Annotated in this window: 16 protein-coding genes and 1 pseudogene; 6 read left to right on the forward strand and 11 right to left on the reverse strand. The window is 72.1% G+C overall.

Going from position 1 to position 16,551, the window contains the following annotated elements; translation table 11 throughout:
* Positions 1–130: 130 nt before the first annotated feature.
* Together ACIGYR_RS10345 and ACIGYR_RS10350 are read right to left on the reverse strand one after the other, a co-directional pair.
* Positions 131–1,135 carry a zinc-binding dehydrogenase gene (locus ACIGYR_RS10345; protein ID WP_399595838.1) on the reverse strand — a complete coding sequence of 335 codons (1,005 nt, stop codon included), beginning with the start codon at positions 1,133–1,135 and terminating at the stop codon, positions 131–133.
* On the reverse strand, positions 1,132–2,289 hold the full coding sequence (locus ACIGYR_RS10350; RefSeq protein WP_391838604.1) for a mandelate racemase/muconate lactonizing enzyme family protein: 1,158 nt from the start codon (positions 2,287–2,289) through the stop codon (positions 1,132–1,134). Before ACIGYR_RS10350 ends, ACIGYR_RS10345 begins: the two co-directional genes overlap by 4 nt.
* Before the next feature lie 200 nt (positions 2,290–2,489).
* Between ACIGYR_RS10350 and ACIGYR_RS10355 the strand changes: the two genes are divergently transcribed.
* Positions 2,490–3,521 (forward strand): hypothetical protein, encoded by a 1,032-nt coding sequence (locus tag ACIGYR_RS10355; protein WP_399595836.1) that lies wholly within the window; start codon positions 2,490–2,492, stop codon positions 3,519–3,521.
* Positions 3,522–3,975: 454 nt separating this feature from the next.
* Here ACIGYR_RS10355 and ACIGYR_RS10360 read toward each other — a convergent pair whose 3' ends face one another.
* Positions 3,976–4,395 (reverse strand): organic hydroperoxide resistance protein, encoded by a 420-nt coding sequence (locus tag ACIGYR_RS10360; RefSeq protein ID WP_399595835.1) that lies wholly within the window; start codon positions 4,393–4,395, stop codon positions 3,976–3,978.
* Positions 4,396–4,490: 95 nt separating this feature from the next.
* Entirely contained in the window at positions 4,491–5,489 is a 999-nt protein-coding gene (locus tag ACIGYR_RS10365; RefSeq protein ID WP_399596515.1) for an NADP-dependent oxidoreductase, read from the reverse strand.
* An 89-nt stretch (positions 5,490–5,578) separates the two neighbouring features.
* Between ACIGYR_RS10365 and ACIGYR_RS10370 the strand changes: the two genes are divergently transcribed.
* Positions 5,579–6,016 carry a MarR family winged helix-turn-helix transcriptional regulator gene (locus ACIGYR_RS10370; protein WP_399595833.1) on the forward strand — a complete coding sequence of 146 codons (438 nt, stop codon included), beginning with the start codon at positions 5,579–5,581 and terminating at the stop codon, positions 6,014–6,016.
* A 42-nt stretch (positions 6,017–6,058) separates the two neighbouring features.
* Positions 6,059–6,865 (forward strand): EI24 domain-containing protein, encoded by an 807-nt coding sequence (locus ACIGYR_RS10375; RefSeq protein WP_399595832.1) that lies wholly within the window; start codon positions 6,059–6,061, stop codon positions 6,863–6,865.
* Here ACIGYR_RS10375 and ACIGYR_RS10380 read toward each other — a convergent pair.
* A complete protein-coding gene (locus tag ACIGYR_RS10380; protein ID WP_399595830.1) occupies positions 6,855–8,096 on the reverse strand; it encodes a pyroglutamyl peptidase in 1,242 nt (413 codons plus the stop codon). The genes ACIGYR_RS10375 and ACIGYR_RS10380 overlap by 11 nt on opposite strands.
* Positions 8,097–8,311: 215 nt before the next feature.
* Between ACIGYR_RS10380 and ACIGYR_RS10385 the strand changes: the two are divergent.
* Positions 8,312–8,479 (forward strand): annotated as a pseudogene (locus ACIGYR_RS10385) (fibronectin type III-like domain-contianing protein); the annotation flags it as partial.
* A gap of 402 nt (positions 8,480–8,881) precedes the next feature.
* Here the strand turns inward: ACIGYR_RS10385 and ACIGYR_RS10390 are convergent.
* Complete coding sequence (locus tag ACIGYR_RS10390; protein WP_399595829.1) at positions 8,882–9,766, reverse strand: SGNH/GDSL hydrolase family protein; 885 nt, start codon at positions 9,764–9,766, stop codon at positions 8,882–8,884.
* 257 nt (positions 9,767–10,023) lie between these two features.
* Here ACIGYR_RS10390 and ACIGYR_RS10395 point away from each other — a divergent pair, with 257 nt between their 5' ends.
* Positions 10,024–10,518, forward strand: coding sequence for a DUF3145 domain-containing protein (locus tag ACIGYR_RS10395; protein ID WP_330340336.1), 495 nt, complete (start codon positions 10,024–10,026; stop codon positions 10,516–10,518).
* A gap of 291 nt (positions 10,519–10,809) precedes the next feature.
* On the opposite strand, the gene ACIGYR_RS10400 is transcribed toward ACIGYR_RS10395, so the two are convergent.
* The 5 genes from ACIGYR_RS10400 to fasR all read right to left on the reverse strand — a co-directional run bounded on the left by ACIGYR_RS10400 (position 10,810) and on the right by fasR (position 15,784).
* Positions 10,810–12,081, reverse strand: a complete 1,272-nt coding sequence (locus ACIGYR_RS10400) for a beta-ketoacyl-[acyl-carrier-protein] synthase family protein (protein WP_399595827.1) — start codon at positions 12,079–12,081, stop codon at positions 10,810–10,812.
* A gap of 83 nt (positions 12,082–12,164) precedes the next feature.
* A complete protein-coding gene (locus ACIGYR_RS10405; protein ID WP_018545314.1) occupies positions 12,165–12,413 on the reverse strand; it encodes an acyl carrier protein in 249 nt (82 codons plus the stop codon).
* A gap of 80 nt (positions 12,414–12,493) precedes the next feature.
* Entirely contained in the window at positions 12,494–13,525 is a 1,032-nt protein-coding gene (locus ACIGYR_RS10410; protein WP_391838617.1) for a ketoacyl-ACP synthase III, read from the reverse strand.
* A gap of 16 nt (positions 13,526–13,541) precedes the next feature.
* Positions 13,542–14,489 carry an ACP S-malonyltransferase gene (locus tag ACIGYR_RS10415; RefSeq protein WP_399595825.1) on the reverse strand — a complete coding sequence of 316 codons (948 nt, stop codon included), beginning with the start codon at positions 14,487–14,489 and terminating at the stop codon, positions 13,542–13,544.
* Between the two features lie 89 nt (positions 14,490–14,578).
* Entirely contained in the window at positions 14,579–15,784 is a 1,206-nt protein-coding gene (fasR, locus tag ACIGYR_RS10420; RefSeq protein WP_391838621.1) for a fatty acid biosynthesis transcriptional regulator FasR, read from the reverse strand.
* A gap of 84 nt (positions 15,785–15,868) precedes the next feature.
* Between fasR and ACIGYR_RS10425 the strand changes: the two genes are divergently transcribed.
* Positions 15,869–16,525, forward strand: coding sequence for a pirin family protein (locus tag ACIGYR_RS10425; protein ID WP_399596514.1), 657 nt, complete (start codon positions 15,869–15,871; stop codon positions 16,523–16,525).
* Positions 16,526–16,551 lie beyond the last annotated feature (26 nt).

Below are 16,551 nucleotides of genomic sequence, written 5' to 3' on the forward strand. Positions count from 1 at the left end.
TACGAAAAGACGCTGGTGGTACGCCGGTCAGGGCGCCGTCAGGTCCCACCCCGACCGGCGTACGGCTGGGGCCCTTCGCGCGGACCGGGCCGGCTCCGGGCGGCCCCGGCGAGATTCCGCGAGGCGGGCCCTAGGGGCGGAGCAGCACCTTGCCCACCTTCGGATCGCCGGCCCCCACCAGCTCGATGGCCCGGGAGAACTCGGTCAGCGCCAGCTCGTGCGTGACCAGGGGCAGCGGGTCCAGCAACCCGGCGCCGAACACCCGTACGGCGTGCGCCCAGGCGGCCGGCGGCGCCCCGAAGACCGTGTGCACCTCCAGCTGCCGTACGACGAGACCGGTCGGGTCGAGTCCGTCCGCGCCGGGCGCCGGGATACCCGTCAGGACCAGCCGCCCGCCGCGCCGGAGCAGGGCGGCGGCGGTACGCGCGGCGGACGCCGACCCGGCCGTCTCGATCACGACGTCGAAGTCGTCGGGCAGCTCCTGGTTTCTGAGCCGGAAGCCGGTCGCCCCGAACTGCCGCGCGAGCTCCTCCCGGTCGTTCCGGGTGCCCACGACCAGCAGCTCCACCGGCGAGACCGCCTTCAGGAACTGCACCGCGAACATGCCCAGCGTGCCCGTGCCGACCACCGCGACCCGCTCGCCCGGCCGGGCGTTCGCCTTCAGCGCGGCGGCGGCGACACAGGCGGCCGGCTCCAGCAGGGCGGCGGCGGTGAGATCGGCGTCGTCCGGCAGCGGGTGCAGCAGCCGGGCCGGGAGGGTGAGCGTGCCGGCCATCGCGCCGGGCTGGGTGAAGCCGGTCTCCTCGTACCCCGCGCCGCACAGCGTGGTCTCGCCCGCGTGACAGCGGTCGCAGACCTGGCAGTTGCGGAATCCCTCGCCGACGACCTTGCGGCCGACGAGGCTCTCCGGCACGCCCGCGCCCACCGCCCACACGGTCCCGGACCACTCGTGGCCGGGGGTGAGCGGGTAACGGACGTACCCCTCGGGCCGGTTGCCCTGGTACACCTCGCGGTCACTGCCGCAGATGCCGACGGCGTGCACGGCGACCAGCGCCTCGCCGGGACCGGGGTCCCGGGGTGTGTGCTCCTCCACCCGGTGAGCGCCCGGCGCCTCGATCAGGACCTGGGAACTCACTTCGCACCCTTCGGCTTGCGCTGCTCCCAGCCCTCGGCCCACAGGTCGAACCGGGCCTGCTGCTGCGGGAACTCGGCCGCCGCGTCGACGTCCAGCTCGACGCCGAGACCGGGCGCGTCGGACAGCTGGAAGTACCCGTCCACGACCTCCGGCGCCCCCTTGACCACCTTCTTGATCTCCGCGTCCGCGAAGTCGTTGAAGTGCTCGAGGATCTTGAAGTTCGGGGAGGTGAAGCCGACCTGGAGGGAGGCGGCGGTGAGGACGGACCCGCCGACGTTGTGCGGGGCGACGAGCATGTAGTGCGTCTCGGCGGTGGCCGCCAGTTTCCGCGTCTCCCAGATGCCGCCGATGTGGCCGACGTCGGGCTGGATGATGTCCACGGCCTGGCTCTCGAACAGCTCGCGGAACTCGATCCGGTCGTGGATGCGCTCACCGGTGGCGACCGGCATGTCGACCTTGGCCGCGACCTTCTCCAGCGCCTTCAGGTTCTCCGGCGGCACCGGCTCCTCCAGCCAGGCGGGCCGGAAGGGCGCCAACTCCCCGGCCAGCCGGACGGCGGTGGCGGGGGAGAAGCGGCCGTGCATCTCCAGCATCAGTTCGGCCTCCGGGCCGATGGCGTCCCGCACCGCCTCGATGAGCGAGACGGCGTACAGGGTCTCCTGGTGGTCCAGTTCGAAGTGGCCGGTGCCGAACGGGTCGATCTTCAGCGCCCGGTAGCCGCGCTCCATGACGCCCTGCGCGGCCTTGTGGTACGCCTCCGGGGTCCGCTCGGTCGTGTACCAGCCGTTGGCGTACGCCTTGACCCTGTCGGTCACCTTCCCGCCGAGCAACTGCCACACCGGCACGCCGAGGGCCTTGCCCTTGATGTCCCAGCAGGCCATCTCGACGACCGCGATGCCGGACATGACGATCTCCCCCGCGCGGCCGTAGTCGCCGTACTTCATGCGGCGCACGAGGTCCTCGACGGCGAACGGGTCCGATCCGAGAATGTGGTTGGCCTCGGCCTCCCGGAGATAGCCGATGAGCGCGTCGGTGTGACCGAGCATCCGGGTCTCGCCGACGCCCGTGATCCCTTCGTCGGTGTGCACCTGGACGTAGGTCAGGTTGCGCCACGGCGTGCCGACCACGTGCGTGCTGATTCCGGTGATGCGCACAGCAGTTGCCCTTCAGCTGTTCGAGATTTCGTCACACGTTCGAAATGTTGGCGTGACAGTAAGGAGGGGGCGGCGGGGGTGTCAATGGGTCGAACAGGTAACGGTTTCGGCAAGGCTTTCGAGAACTCTTTCGACCTCGCACGAAACATTCACAGCAGCGCCTGGAACCGGACCCTTGCGGACTCTAGTCTTCCCGCGTCATGGACTACTGCCCCCCGTGCCGACGGCACCTCAACGGCGCCCTGGCCTGCCCCGGGTGCGGAACTCCGGCCGACCGGCTCGCCGTCCCGGCGGCGGCACCGGCCGCGCACGCGCACGGGCACACGCACGGGTACGAGCAGGGTCCGGCACAGGCGACGGCACCGTACGGGGGTGACCCGTACGAGCAGCCGTACGGCGATCCGTACAGCGAGCCGTACGAGCCGTACAGCGAGCCGTACGGCGCTCACGCCCCGCACGACGGACCGGGTGGCCTGGACGGACCGCGTGGCCTGGACGAGCTCGGCCAGGACGGGCCGGGCCGCCCGGACGGATCGGGCGGCCTGGACGGATCGGGCGGCCTGGACGGATCGGGTGGCCTGGACGAGCTGGGCGGACCGGGAGAGCCGGGCCGGTCCGAGGGGGCCGACGAGGACGACCACGAGGCCACCGAGGACGACGCCCGCGCCGGCCGGCGCGCCGTCACCCGGGCCGATGCCCGTGCCGGCGGCAGCCGGCGGGACCGCAAGGCCGCCGTGCACCGACGCCGCCGACGCCGCACCCTGCTGGTCGCGGCCGGCTTCGTCCTCGCGGCCGGCGGACTCAGCCTCGCCGAACTCGGCACGGACGCGCCCTTCTCGCCCTTCTCCAGCGACACCCCGGCCCCGCCCGGGGACACCTCGGCGGACGGCGGCGCCGCCTCCACCGCGCCGGACCGCACGGCCGAGCCGATCGACGCCGTCTCCGGCGCCACGCCGAGCCGGGACGAGTCCGCCTCCCCGGACGCCTCGGCCTCCGCTTCCGCCTCCGCGTCCCCGCGGGACAAGGACTCCGCGTCCCCCTCCGCCTCCGCCGAGGCGACGGACAAGGCGCACCAGTCGGCCACGGCGGGTTCCGGTACGACCGCCACCACCCCCGCCGCCCCGCCCGCCACGCAGCCGGCCACCCCCACCGCGGCCCCGACGTCCGCCGATCCCACCCCGGAGCCGTCACCGACCAGAACCTGCGACCGCTTCCTGTGGTGGTGCACCTGATCCGCCCCGGCGCACCCGGCGGCACCTCCTAGGCGCACCCGGCGGCACCGCGTGCCCTCCGCCGTCCGGGGAACGAGTGGCTGAACCGTGCCAAGGGCCCCGCCTCGGTGGGCGGGACCGGCTCGGCTCGCGGCCTCGCGGGCATGTACGCGGCGATGGTCAGCGAGGTGGAGGTCAGGGCCCCGCTGCTGAAGGCGGACACGCCGGCGACCGCGATCCACCGGGCGGCACGGGCAACGCCTGAAGGGGCGCGGGGAACTGCGCGAGCACCAGGGACCTGAAGAGGCGCGGGGAACTGCGCGAGCGTCAACGCCTTGAAGGGGCGCGGGGAACCGCGTGAGGGCCACCGGCGGCCGCGCCCGACGGCGCACCGGCACCCGGCGGAGGCCGCAGGCGTGACGCAGCCGCACCCCACGTCCAGGGATGCGGCTGCCGTTGTACGCAACGACGAAGGTCAGGCCAGCGTCACGGTGATGTTCCCGCGCGTCGCCTTCGAGTAGGGGCACACCTGGTGCGCCTTCTCGACCAGCTGCCGAGCGGCGGCCTCGTCGACGTTCGGGATGCTCGCGGAGATCTCCACGATGATCCCGAAACCGTCGTCGTTCTTGCCGATGCCGACCTTGGCCGTGACCGTCGAGCCGGAGATGTCGGCCCCCTCCTGGCGGGCCACGACACCGAGCGCCCCCTGGAAGCAGGCGCTGTATCCGGCGGCGAACAGCTGCTCCGGATTCGTGCCGGTGCCGTTGCCGCCCATCTCCTTGGGCGGGTTCACGACCACGTCGAGCTTGCCGTCGTCGGTGGCGACCCGGCCGTCGCGGCCGTTCTCGGCGGTGGCGACGGCGGTGTACAGGACGTCGGACTGCGTGATGGGCATGCGGTTGTCTTCCTCCTCGGTCCGCCGCGACTCGCGCCCACGATCGGCGACGGATTTCGGAAAGAAGTTACCGCATACCGAAAACGTCGTGAAGGCTAGAGCTTGACGACCATCTTGCCGATGTTGTCGCCGCGCAGGACCCCGAGGAACGCCTCGAGGTTGTTCTCGATGCCCTCGACCACGGTCTCCCGGTACTTCAGCGCGCCCGAGGCGACCCACGGGCCGACCTCCTGGACGAACTGCGGCTGGAGGTCGTAGTGGTCGCCGACCAGGAAGCCCTCGATCCGGCCGCGGGTCTGGATCAGCCGGGCGAGGTTCTTCGGGCCGGGGGCGGGCTCGGTGTTGTTGTAGACCGAGATCATGCCGCAGATCGCGATCCGGCCGCCCTCGTTGAGCGACCCGATGGCCGCCTCCAGGTGGTCCCCGCCGACGTTGTCGAAGTAGACGTCGATGCCGTCGGGGGCGGCCTGCCGCAACTGCTCGGCGACCGGGCCGTTCTTGTAGTTGAACGCGGCGTCGAAGCCGTACTCGTCCACCAGCAGCTTGACCTTCTCGTCGGATCCGGCCGAGCCGATGACCCGGGAGGCGCCCTTGAGCTTGGCGATCTGCCCCACCTGGCTGCCGACGGCGCCGGCCGCGCCCGACACGAACACCACGTCGCCCTCCTTGAAGGAGGCGGTGCGCAGCAGGCCGGCGTAGGCGGTGAGGCCGGTCATGCCGAGGACGCCGAGGTACGTCGACAGGGGCGCGGCCTCCGGGTCGACCTTGACGGCGTGCTTGGCGTCCATGGCCGCGTACTCGCGCCAGCCGAAGAAGTGCAGGACGTGGTCACCGACCGCGACGCCCTCGGCGTTCGACTCGATCACCTCGCCGACCGCACCGCCCTGCATGACCTTGTCCAGCTCGAACGGGGCGGCGTACGACTTCGCGGCGCTCATCCGGCCGCGCATGTACGGGTCGACCGAGAGGTACTTGTTCCGCACCAGCACCTGGCCCTCACCCGGGGTCGGGACCGGCGCCTCGACCAGGGCGAAGTCCTCGGGCTTCGGCCAGCCGACGGGACGGCTGAGCAGGTGCCACTCGCGGTTGATCATGACGGAGCCTTCCATAGTTACTTCAGTACCTGAAACAACCATGCGCCTGAATATTTCATGATGTCAAGTAACCGGGTATCCTGGTGGGCATGTCCACCCCATCGAAGACCCGTCGCCCCGACGCCCTCACCATGGAGGTCGTCGAGCTGATCGGTGACGTCGTGGCCCGCTTCTACGCGGACTACGAGGAGGCGGCGGGCGAGCACGCGCTGACCGGCCCGCAGGCCCGGCTCCTCAGCCTGCTCTCGCAGGAGCCGCTGCCGATGCGCAAGCTGGCGCAGAAGCTGAAGTGCGAGCCGTCGAACGTGACCGGGATCGTGGACCGCCTGGAGTCCCGCGGCCTGGTGGAGCGCCGCCCCGACCCGGCCGACCGCCGGGTGAAGGTGGCCGCCGCCACCGAGGAGGGCTGCCAGGTGGCCCGGGAGCTGCGCGAGGGACTCCACTTCGCCCGCGAGCCGCTCGCCGGGCTGTCGGACGAGGAGCGGCGCTCCCTGCGGGATCTGCTGCGCCGCATGCTGGCGGGCTGAGCGCCCGCGTGGCCACGCGCCGAGCCCAGTAAAGTCCTCGCCATGCGCGATCTTGGGGTGGGTTTCGGTTATCTGCTGAAGGGCCAGCGGTGGGTGACGCGGCACGGGCGCCAGTTCGGGTTCGGGCTGTTGCCCGGCCTGATCACACTGGTGCTGTACGCGGCCGCGCTGGTCGCGCTAGCCGTCTGGGGGGCGGACGCCGTCACCTGGGCGACCCCGTTCGCGGACGACTGGGCCGGCCCCTGGCAGGGCCTGTTCCGCGGCTTCCTGACGGCCGTGCTCTTCGCCCTCGGCCTGCTGCTGGCCGTGCTGACGTTCACGGCCGTCACCCTGCTGGTCGGCCAGCCCTTCTACGAGAACCTCTCGGAGAGGGTCGACGCCGACGTCTCACCCGACGGCACCGCCGTCCAGTCGGACCTCCCGCTCTGGCGCGAGCTGTGGATATCGGCCCGGGACAGCCTGCGCGTGCTGGTCCGGGCCGGCGTGTGGGGGGTGCTGCTCTTCGCCCTCGGGTTCCTGCCCTTCGTCGGGCAGACCGTCGTCCCCGTGATCGGGTTCTTCGTCACCGGCTTCTTCCTCACCGAGGAACTCGCCGCCGTGGCGATGCAGCGCCGGGGCGTCGAACTGCGCGCCCGTCTCACCCTGCTCCGCTCCCGCAAGACCCTGGTCTGGGGCTTCGGCACCCCCCTGGGCCTGGCCTTCCTGGTGCCGTTCGTCGCGGTGTTCCTGATGCCGGGCGCGGTCGCGGGCGCCACGCTCCTCGCCCGCGACCTGCTGGGCGAGGAAAGCGCCGCCGACGACTCCACCGCCCCCGGCGGGCGGATCGACGCGGAGGACGTCACCCCGTGACCGCGTCGAGCGCGACCGTCACGATCGACCGCACCTGCGCGATGATGTCCAGCCGGTTCCGTACGAACTCCGGGTCGGTGACGGTACCGGTCGCCGGGTCGGTGTTGCCGGTGCCGAACTGGAGGACCGGCGTGTGCACGTGCCCGCCGGGCAGGGTGCCGTGCAGCCCGAGCCGGTCCCGCAGCAGGGTGGCCCGGTAGGCGATCTCGTTGGAGAGGTAGTCGCCGCCGCCCCCGGCACGGGCCGTCGAACCGGGGGTCGGGCCGTCCGGCCGTACGACGGGACCGGCGCCTCCCGCCGGGATCTCGGTCACCTCCGTGTGGTCGTAGACGGGGAAGCGTCCCGTCCGCGCGGCCACGACGGCGGCGTACGGCAGGGTCGTGCTCGTCCACTGGGGCCGCGTCGCCGGGTCGTCGACCGGGACCGTCTCCGTCCGCGAGACGTTGTCGTTGTCCGGGAAGCCGCCCCGCCAGGCGCCGTTGGTGCGCTCGATGTCGAACCGGCCGGCGCGGCCCTGGCTCACGGTGGTGAACAGGTCGGCCTTCGGCAGATACGGCCGCAGCGTCCGCTCCACCGTGCCCTCGGCGAAGTCCTGCCAGCGCACCGGGAAGACGGCGGTCTCGACGCGCGCCGGGCCCGCCGCCGTCTGTATCACCGTGCCGTCGAGCGCGAGCGCGGTCGCCCCGGACGGGTTGGAGATGCGGATGTCCCGGTCCAGCGTGAAGGGGTCGAAGCCGGTGAGCAGGACGCGCCGCAGCTGACCCTTCCCCGGATAGCGGATGTCGGTCTGTCCGCGCGAGGTCCGCTCCAACCGGTCCAGCAGCTCGCCGCGTTGTGCGTCGGAGAGACCGAACCGCGGCTGCCAGGTGCGCACTTCACGCGTCATGCCCAGACGCGCCCAGTACAACGGCCGGTCGTCGTCCCGGCTCAGCTCGCCCCCGGCCGGTCCCCGCCCCTGCGCCCGCTCCACGGCCCGCCGCCACAGTGCGGACCCCTGCCGTACGACGATGCGCCGGGCCTGCGCGTAGGAGTGCGCGTCCGCCAGTGCGCGGCCGAACCCGGGTGCCACGCCGTCGAACCCGGAGAGCCGCAGGATCTCCTGCGGCAGGGGCTGGTCGAGCCGCCGTTCCTCGGTGGTCGGGGAGGAGGCCGCGGAGGCGGTGGTGGCAGGCGTGGACACGGCGGTCAGCAGGGCCAGACCGAGAACACCGAGACGAAAGCGTCGGGACATCAAGGGACTTCGGGTCCTTCCGTCGCTGTGGGGCGCGTGGTGCGGTGGACGGCGGCAGTATCGCGTGGCGGACGTGGCCCGCGCCATGGTGCCTGTGGGGGACCGCGCCCGCGTCGTCGTGTGCGGGCCGGTACGGCATCCGCGCCCGGGCCGTCGGCTGGTGACCGCCCGGCGTCGGCGGCCCTTCAGCCGACCGGCTCGCCCAGCAGTCGTTCGAGGCCGGGCCCGGCGAGAGCGCCGAGGTGACCGTCGAGCTCCCGCGCCGTGCCTTCGAGGTCGGGGACGAGGCGGCGAGGGCGTGGGCGTATGTGAAGGGTTCGTACGAGATCACCGCCGGACGCTCGATCGCCGACCGCAGGCTGACCGCGGCGATTAACGTCTGATCCGGGACAGTCCCCGCGCACCGGGGACAAAGTCCCCCACGAGCAGCCCCGGTCCGGGACCTGACCCCTGGACCGGGGCTCGCACCGCCCGTCGGGCCCGCGTCCGGTCCCGTCCTGCGTGTCGTACCCCGAAGCCGCACACCGCCTCGGACCGCGAGTCCCCGCTGGACCGCGAGTCCCCGCTGGACCGCGAGTCCCCGCCGGACCGTGGGGCCTCGCCGGGCCGCGGGGCCGTGCCCCAGAGCTACGGCGGTGGGGGAGTCCGGGAAGTGCTGCGTCTCCAGGGCGGCCCCGGCGCCCGGGACGAACGGCCGGGCCGTCCGGAAGCCGGAACGCGAACCCGACACGTCCTGGAGCGCTCCTGCCGGGAACCAGGCCCGCGTCCACCGGTGTGCACCCGGGTCACGGGTTTTCCGCCGTGATCCTCCGGTACGCGATCCGCGCCAGCTGGGCCTGTCCGTCCTTGCTGGGGTGGAACCAGTCCCAGTGGCTGAGCTGGTCCGTGCCGAAGCGGTACTCGTACACCGCGTCACCGTCGAAGCGGCAGCGCCGGTCCTTGGCGCAGACCTGCTTCAGGACCGTGTTGTAGTCCACCACCCGCTGCTGCACGCTGTCCCGGCGCAGCATCGCCCCTCTGGTCAGATTGTCCGCGTCGCGCAGCATCGACGGGCAGATGCCCAGTTTCCACACCTGCTTGCCCAGCATGTTCGTCCGGCCCTGGGACCACAGCCGCTTCAGATTCGGCACGCTCGACACGTACACCTGCGTCTTCGGCAGCGACGAGCGCAGGGTGGCCATCGCCTCCTCGAAGTCCGCGCGGAAGTCGGCCACCGGGGTCATCGCCGACGCCGAGGACCGGCAGGCGTCGTTCCCGCCCACCATCACCGTCACCAACTCCGGGCTGCGGGAGGCAGCCTGCTCCATCTGCTCCGGCAGGTCCGCCATGCGGGCACCGGTCACCGCGTAGTTCCAGCTGTGCTCCGCCGCCCCCGGCACGCCCAGCAGCCGTACCGCCAGGCTTTTTACCCGGGCGTCGCTGCCCGTCGCCCACGACGCCTCCGGGCAGTCCGACAGCACCGTGCACGCGTCGAAGCCGCGCGTGATGGAGTCACCCACCGCGGCGATCGAGTCCGGGCTGCGGTCCCATACCGGAGGCCGGGCCGTGCGGGCCTTGGTCTCCTCCGGCCGTGGCGAACCCCCGCCCCCGCCGTCACATCCGGCGGCCCCCAGCACCACGGCCGCCACGACGGCGAGAACGGCTCGCACACGGTGGCTTCGCTTCCGCATCCCTGCTGTTCTCCTCGCTCGACGCTCCGGCACTCCCTCACATAACAACGTGCGAGGGTTCCCGGCCGGGCGGCCCGGGAACGGCGCACCCCCGTACAAGCGTCCCCCTGGGTGAATGGCGGAGGTTTCCTGGCACCGGGACCGACGGTACGTCACACTCCTTGCGCCGCCGCAGGGTAGCCTCGCCATCAACGCGGCCGTCGTGCCACTGCCGCCCAGCCAGTCCGCAAGATGTCCCGCTCTGCCCGGAGGTTCCGGTGACGACACGTGGAGTTCTGTACGTGCACTCCGCGCCGCGCGCGCTGTGCCCGCACGTCGAGTGGGCCGTCGCCGGGGTGCTCGGCACACGCGTCAGCCTCGACTGGATCCGGCAGCCCGCGGCCCCCGGCACCTGGCGCTCGGAGTTCTCCTGGCAGGGCGAGGCCGGTACCGCCTCCAAGCTCGCCTCCGCCCTGCGCGGCTGGCACCTGCTGCGCTTCGAGGTCACCGCCGAGCCCTGCCCGACCGCCGAGGGAGAGCGCTACAGCTGCACCCCCGACCTCGGCATCTTCCACGCCGTCACCGGCATCCACGGCGACATCCTGATCCCCGAGGACCGACTGCGCGCGGCGCTGACGCGGTCCCAGCGGGGCGAGACGGACCTGGAAGCGGAGATCGCCAAGCTCCTCGGCAAGCCGTGGGACGACGAACTGGAACCCTTCAGATACGCGGGCGAGGGCGCCCCGGTCCGCTGGCTCCACCAGGTGGTCTGACAGCACCCCGCAAGGGACCCGCGAACCTGCACGACAAGCCACGACGCCCCCGCACCCGCCCGCGACGCGCCCCCTGCGCCCCGCAGAGGGCGCGGGGACTGCGCGACAGGACGCCGCCGCGCCCGGCGGCGATGAGGACCCCGCAGGGGCGGGGGAACTGCGCGACAGGCCACGACGGACCCGTACCCGGCAGCGGACAGCCCCACCGACGGCGATGGCCCGATCTCCACCCAAGGAGACCGGGCCATCAAAGCTTTGCCGCACTCGGACGGTCCTGAACGTTCACCGCACTCAGACGGTCCTGAACGCCAGCACCACGTTGTGGCCACCAAAGCCGAACGAGTCGTTCAGAGCGGCGATACGGCCCTCGGCCGGCAGCTTGCGAGCCTCACCCCGCACCACGTCGGCGTTGGCCTCGGCCTCGGGGTCGATGTTCTCGACGTTGATCGTCGGCGGCGCCAGCCGGTTGTACAGCGCGAGCACGGTCGCGACCGACTCCACGCCGCCCGCGCCACCGAGCAGGTGACCGGTCATCGACTTGGTGGCGGAGACCGCGAAGTGGTCCGCGTCGTCGCCGAACACCTTCCGCAGCGCCTTCAGCTCGGCGATGTCACCGGCCGGCGTCGAGGTCGCGTGCGCGTTGACGTGCACGATCTCGGCCGGGGCCAGGTCGGTGTTGTCCAGCAGGTTCTGCAGCGCGTGCGAGATGCCGCGGCCCTCGGGCTCCGGCTGCACGATGTCGTGGCCGTCGGCGGAGATGCCCTGCCCGACGGCCTCCGCGTAGACGCGCGCGCCGCGCTTCTCGGCGTGCTCGGCGGACTCCAGGACGAGCACGCCGGCGCCCTCACCGAGGACGAAACCGTCGCGGTCGACGTCGTAGGGACGCGACGCGCCCTGCGGGTTCTCGTTGTTCTTGGACATCGCCATCATGTTGCCGAACGCGGCGATCGGCAGCGGGTGGATGGCCGCCTCGGTACCACCGGCGACGACGACGTCGGCGCGACCGGTGCGGATCATCTCGATGGCGTAGCCGATCGCCTCGGCACCCGAGGCGCACGCGGACACCGGCGTGTGCACGCCCGCGCGGGCGCCCACGAGCAGGCCCACGTTGGCCGAGGGGCCGTTCGGCATCAGCATGGGGACGGTGTGCGGGGAGACGCGGCGGACGCCCTTCTCCTTGAGCACGTCGTACTGGTCGAGCAGCGTGGTCACGCCGCCGATGCCGGAGGCGATGACGGCGCCCAGCCGGTCCGGGTCGACGCTGCCGTCCTCCCCGGCCTTGCCGGTGAAGCCCGCGTCCTTCCAGGCTTCCTGAGCGGCGATCAGGGCGAACTGGGCCGAACGGTCCAGCTTGCGGGCCTGCGGCCGCGGGATGACCTCGGTGGGCTCCACGGCGACCGGGGCCGCGATACGGACGGCCTGCTCGGCCGCCCACTCCTGCTCCAGGGGCTTGACGCCGGACGTGCCGGCGATCAGACCTTCCCAGGTCGAGGCTGCGTCGCCACCCAGCGGTGTGGTTGCGCCGATACCGGTGACGACCACGGTGCGATTGGTCGGGCTCACGGGAATTCTTTCTCCAACGGATGCGGGATCAACGGCGCCACCGCCGGGTGGCGGGGCCTTGCGGCCTAAGGCCGAAGGGTGGCTCAGGCCTGGTGCTTGAGGATGTAGTCGGTCGCGTCACCGACGGTCTTGAGGTTCTTGACGTCCTCGTCCGGGATCTTCACGTCGAAGCGCTCCTCGGCGGCGACGACGACCTCGACCATGGACAGCGAGTCGACGTCCAGGTCGTCGGTGAAGGACTTGTCCAGCTGGACGTCCTCGGTGGGGATCCCGGCGATCTCGTTCACGATCTCGGCGAGACCGGCGACGATCTCTTCCTGAGTGGCGGCCATGTCAGGCGCTCCTTCTTAGATATCCAGACGGTTTGTGGCATTTGTATCCGTGCCGGACCGCATGATCCGGCACGGAGTGCCTAGGGGAGGGTAACGACCGTGGCGGCGTAGACGAGACCCGCCCCGAATCCGATGACGAGCGCGGTGTCGCCGCTCTTCGCCTCCCCGGTCGCCAGGAGCCGCTCCATCGCGAGCGGGATCGAGGCGGCCGAGGTGTTGCCGGTGGTGCGGATGTCACGGGCGACCATGACGTGCTCCGGCAGTTTCAGTGTCTTCACCATCGAGTCGATGATCCGCACATTGGCCTGGTGCGGGATGAAGACGTCCAGGTCGTCCGGGGTGATTCCGGCCGCGTCCAGCGCCTGCTGGGCGACCTTCGCCATCTCGAACACGGCCCAGCGGAACACCGCCTGGCCCTCCTGCGTGATCGCAGGGAACTTGACGTTGCCGTCGCTGTCCAGCGGCAGCTCGGACAGGTCACCGATCCTGAACCGGTCCCAGGAGACGGTCTGCTTGATCGTCTCGGCCTTGTCACCCTCGGAACCCCACACCGTCGGGCCGATCGCGGGTTCCTGGGACGGGCCGACCACGACCGCGCCGGCGCCGTCACCGAACAGGAACGCGGTCGCCCGGTCCTCCAGGTCGGTCAGGTCGCTCAGCCGCTCCACGCCGATGACGAGCACGTACGCGGCGGAACCTTCCACCACCATGCCCTTGGCGAGGGTCAGGCCGTAGCCGAAGCCCGCGCAGCCGGCCGAGATGTCGAAGGCGGCGGCCTTGTCGGTGCCCAGCTTGTCGGCGATCACGGTCGCGACGGCCGGGGTCTGGCTGAAGTGCGAGACGGTCGAGACGACCACGGCGCCGATCTGCTCGGCGTCGATGCCGGCGTCCGCGATCGCCTTGCCGGAGGCTTCGATCGCCATCGCGGCCACGGTCTCCTCGGGACCCGCCCAGTGCCGGGTCTCGATGCCGGAGCGGGAGCGGATCCACTCGTCCGACGAGTCGATCTTCTCGAGGATCACCTCGTTCGGCACCACCCGGGTCGGCCGGTAGCCGCCGACGCCGAGGATGCGCGCATACGGGGCGCCCTTGCTGGGCTTGATCTTCGACATGCTCTCGGGCTCCTTGTCAGGCGCCCGCCGCGTCGGCGGCAGGCGTTGACGCCTCTGCGATGAGCTCGCGGGCAGCGTCCAGGTCGGCGGGGGTCTTCAGAGCGAGTGTCCGGACACCGGGCAGGGCCCGCTTGGCCAGGCCGGTCAGCGTGCCGCCCGGGCACACCTCGATGACCGCGGTGACGCCCAGTTGCCGGAAGGTCTCCATGCACAGGTCCCAGCGGACCGGGTTGGCGACCTGGCCGACCAGCCGCTCCAGCACCTCGGCTCCGGACGCGACGGTCCGGCCGTCCTTGTTGGAGACGTAGGTGAGCTTGGGGTCGGCCGGCGACAGCTCCGCCGCGGCCTTCGCCAGTGTCTCGACCGCGGGCGCCATGTGAGGAGTGTGGAAGGCGCCGGCGACCTTCAGCGCGACGACCTTGCGGACGCCCTCGGGCTTGTCCTCGGCCAGCGCGGCCAGCTGCTCCAGCGTGCCCGCGGCGACGATCTGGCCCGCGCCGTTGATGTTCGCCGGGGTCAGGCCCAGCTTCTCCAGGTGCGGGAGGGTCACCTCGGGGTCACCGCCGAGCAGCGCCGCCATGCCGGTCTCGGTGACCGCGGCGGCGTCGGCCATCGCCAGGCCCCGCTTGCGGACGAGCCCCAGGGCGGCCGTGTCGTCCAGGACGCCGGCGAAGGCGGCGGCGGTGATCTCGCCGACGCTGTGACCTGCGACCGCGCCGGGGGCGATCTCGGACATGTCACCGAGTGCCGCGGCGGACAGGAGACCGGCGGCGACCAGCAGCGGCTGGGCCACGGCGGTGTCACGGATGGCGTCGGCGTCGGCCTGGGTGCCGTAGTGGACCAGGTCCAGTCCGATGGCGTCCGACCACGCGGCGATACGGTCCGCGGCACCGGGCAGGTCGAGCCAGGGAGTCAGGAAGCCGGGCGTCTGGGCGCCCTGGCCGGGAGCGACGAGTACGAGCACTCTCACACTCTCTCTTGGGGACGGGCACGGCCGCCCGTGGGGACAGGGACGAAGAACAGGAAGGGCTTTTGTGGACCTCCGACAAAACCCTATGCGGGGCTATCACCGTCGGCCAGACGCCCCAGGATGAGGGCGATCCGCAGTGTGAACGCGGATCGTACATCCGATGGCGACCAGCCGGTGACGTCAGTCACACGTCGGAGCCGGTAGCGCACGGTGTTCGGGTGAACGAAGAGCATCCTCGCCGCGCCTTCGAGACTGCTCGCCTGCTCCAGGTACACACTCAGGGTTTCCAGGAGTGCCGAGCCCGCCTCCTCCAGCGGTCTGTAGATCTCCTCCACCAGCTGCTCGCGGGCGCTGGGATCCCCGGCGATGGCGCGCTCCGGCAGCAGATCGTCCGCCAGCACCGGCCGCGGCGCGTCCTGCCAGGCGGTGCACGCCTTCAGCCCCGCCGCGGCGGCCTGCGCGGACCGGGTCGCGGCCAGCAGATCGGCCACGACGGGACCCGCGACGACCGGCCCGGCGGCGAACGGCCCGATCAGCGACTTGGCGACGGCGAGCGGATTGTCGCTCCCGCCCGCGATGACGACGAGCCGGTCCCCGAGCACCCCCGTGAGCACCTGGACCTTGGCGTGCCGGGAGGCCCGGCGGATGGCCTCGACGGTCAGCTCGCTGTCCCCGTCGGGCGCGGTCCCGAGCACGACACACACATGCTCGGGCGAGTTCCAGCCCAGAGCCGCGGCCCGGCTCACCGCTCCCTCGTCCGCCTCCCCGCTGAGCACGGCGTTGACGACCAGCGACTCCAGCCGCGCGTCCCAGGCACCCCGTGCCTCGGCGGCCTGGGCGTACACCTGGGCCGTGGCGAAGGCGATCTCCCGGGCGTACACCAGCAGCGCCTCACGCAGCACGCTCTCGTCCCCCGGGGCCGCCACCTCGTCGATGGCGGACTCCATGACCTCGATCGTGGTGCGCACCATCTCCACGGTCTGCCGCAGCGTGATGGCCCGGGTCAGCTCACGCGGCGCCGTCCCGAAGACGTCCGTGGAGATCGCCTGGGGCGCGTCCGGACGCCGGAACCACTCCGTGAAGGCCGCGATGCCCGCCTGGGCGACCAGGCCGATCCAGGAACGGTTCTCCGGGGGCATGGCCCGGTACCACGGCAGGGTCTCGTCCATGCGCGCGATGGCCTGCGCGGCGAGACTCCCGGAGGACTTCTCCAGTCGCTTCAGGGTCGCGGAGTGCGGGTGGAGGGCATGGGCTGCGGGATCTCCGCTGTGGGATTCGGGTTCGGGCACGGGGACAAGACTGCCTTATCCGGACGCGGGGGTGCGCTGCGGGTCATGGTGGGCGCCGGTCCGGCGGCTACCGTGGTGCCCGTGATGGACGTACGGCGCGCCGGTGAGCGCTACCCCGGAGGGGACCCGGAGGCCGGGATCGACACCCGCCACGCCTTCTCCTTCGGCCCGCACTACGACCCCGACAACCTCCGCTTCGGTGCCGTGATCGCCTGCAACGAGGAGCGGCTGGCCCCCGGTACCGGTTTCGACGAACACCCGCACAGCCACACCGAGATCGTCACCTGGGTGGTCGAGGGTGAGCTGACCCACCGCGACTCCGCGGGCCACGAGACGCGGGTACGTCCCGGGGACGTCCAGCACCTCAGCGCGGCGGCCGGCGTGCGGCACGTGGAACGCAACGACGGCGAGGAGCCGCTGACCTTCGTCCAGATGTGGCTGGCCCCACGCGAACCGGGCGGCACCCCCTCGTACGCCCTCGTCCCCGGCATCGCCGACTCCACCCCCTACCCGGTGCCGGCCGCCGGCGCGATGCTGCACGTGCGCCGCCTGGGACCGGGGGAGCGGACGGCGGTACCGGACGCGGCCCGCCTGTACGTGCACGTGGTGCGGGGCCGGGTCCGGCTGGCGCGGGAGGAGCTGGGCCCCGGCGACTCGGCGCGGATCACCGGGGCGGAGAGCATGGAGGCGATCGGCGTGACGGCGGCGGAGCTGCTGCTGTGGGAGATGGCGGCGTCCTGACCGCGGGCGTCCTGACCGCCGGCGGA

It is taken from the genome of Streptomyces sp. NPDC053076 (genome assembly GCF_044546845.1).
In the GTDB taxonomy this organism is placed as follows: domain Bacteria; phylum Actinomycetota; class Actinomycetes; order Streptomycetales; family Streptomycetaceae; genus Streptomyces.

Excerpts from the sequence above, each read along its gene's own strand:
- ACIGYR_RS10355 (WP_399595836.1), top strand. The coding sequence starts at position 2,490 with ATGGACTACTGCCCCCCGTGCCGACGGCACCTCAACGGCGCCCTGGCC.
- ACIGYR_RS10360 (WP_399595835.1), bottom strand. The coding sequence starts at position 4,395 with ATGCCCATCACGCAGTCCGACGTCCTGTACACCGCCGTCGCCACCGCC.
- ACIGYR_RS10365 (WP_399596515.1), bottom strand. The coding sequence starts at position 5,489 with ATGATCAACCGCGAGTGGCACCTGCTCAGCCGTCCCGTCGGCTGGCCG.
- ACIGYR_RS10370 (WP_399595833.1), top strand. The coding sequence starts at position 5,579 with ATGTCCACCCCATCGAAGACCCGTCGCCCCGACGCCCTCACCATGGAG.
- ACIGYR_RS10375 (WP_399595832.1), top strand. The coding sequence starts at position 6,059 with ATGCGCGATCTTGGGGTGGGTTTCGGTTATCTGCTGAAGGGCCAGCGG.
- ACIGYR_RS10380 (WP_399595830.1), bottom strand. The coding sequence starts at position 8,096 with ATGTCCCGACGCTTTCGTCTCGGTGTTCTCGGTCTGGCCCTGCTGACC.
- ACIGYR_RS10390 (WP_399595829.1), bottom strand. The coding sequence starts at position 9,766 with ATGCGGAAGCGAAGCCACCGTGTGCGAGCCGTTCTCGCCGTCGTGGCG.
- ACIGYR_RS10405 (WP_018545314.1), bottom strand. The coding sequence starts at position 12,413 with ATGGCCGCCACTCAGGAAGAGATCGTCGCCGGTCTCGCCGAGATCGTG.
- ACIGYR_RS10410 (WP_391838617.1), bottom strand. The coding sequence starts at position 13,525 with ATGTCGAAGATCAAGCCCAGCAAGGGCGCCCCGTATGCGCGCATCCTC.
- ACIGYR_RS10425 (WP_399596514.1), top strand. The coding sequence starts at position 15,869 with ATGGACGTACGGCGCGCCGGTGAGCGCTACCCCGGAGGGGACCCGGAG.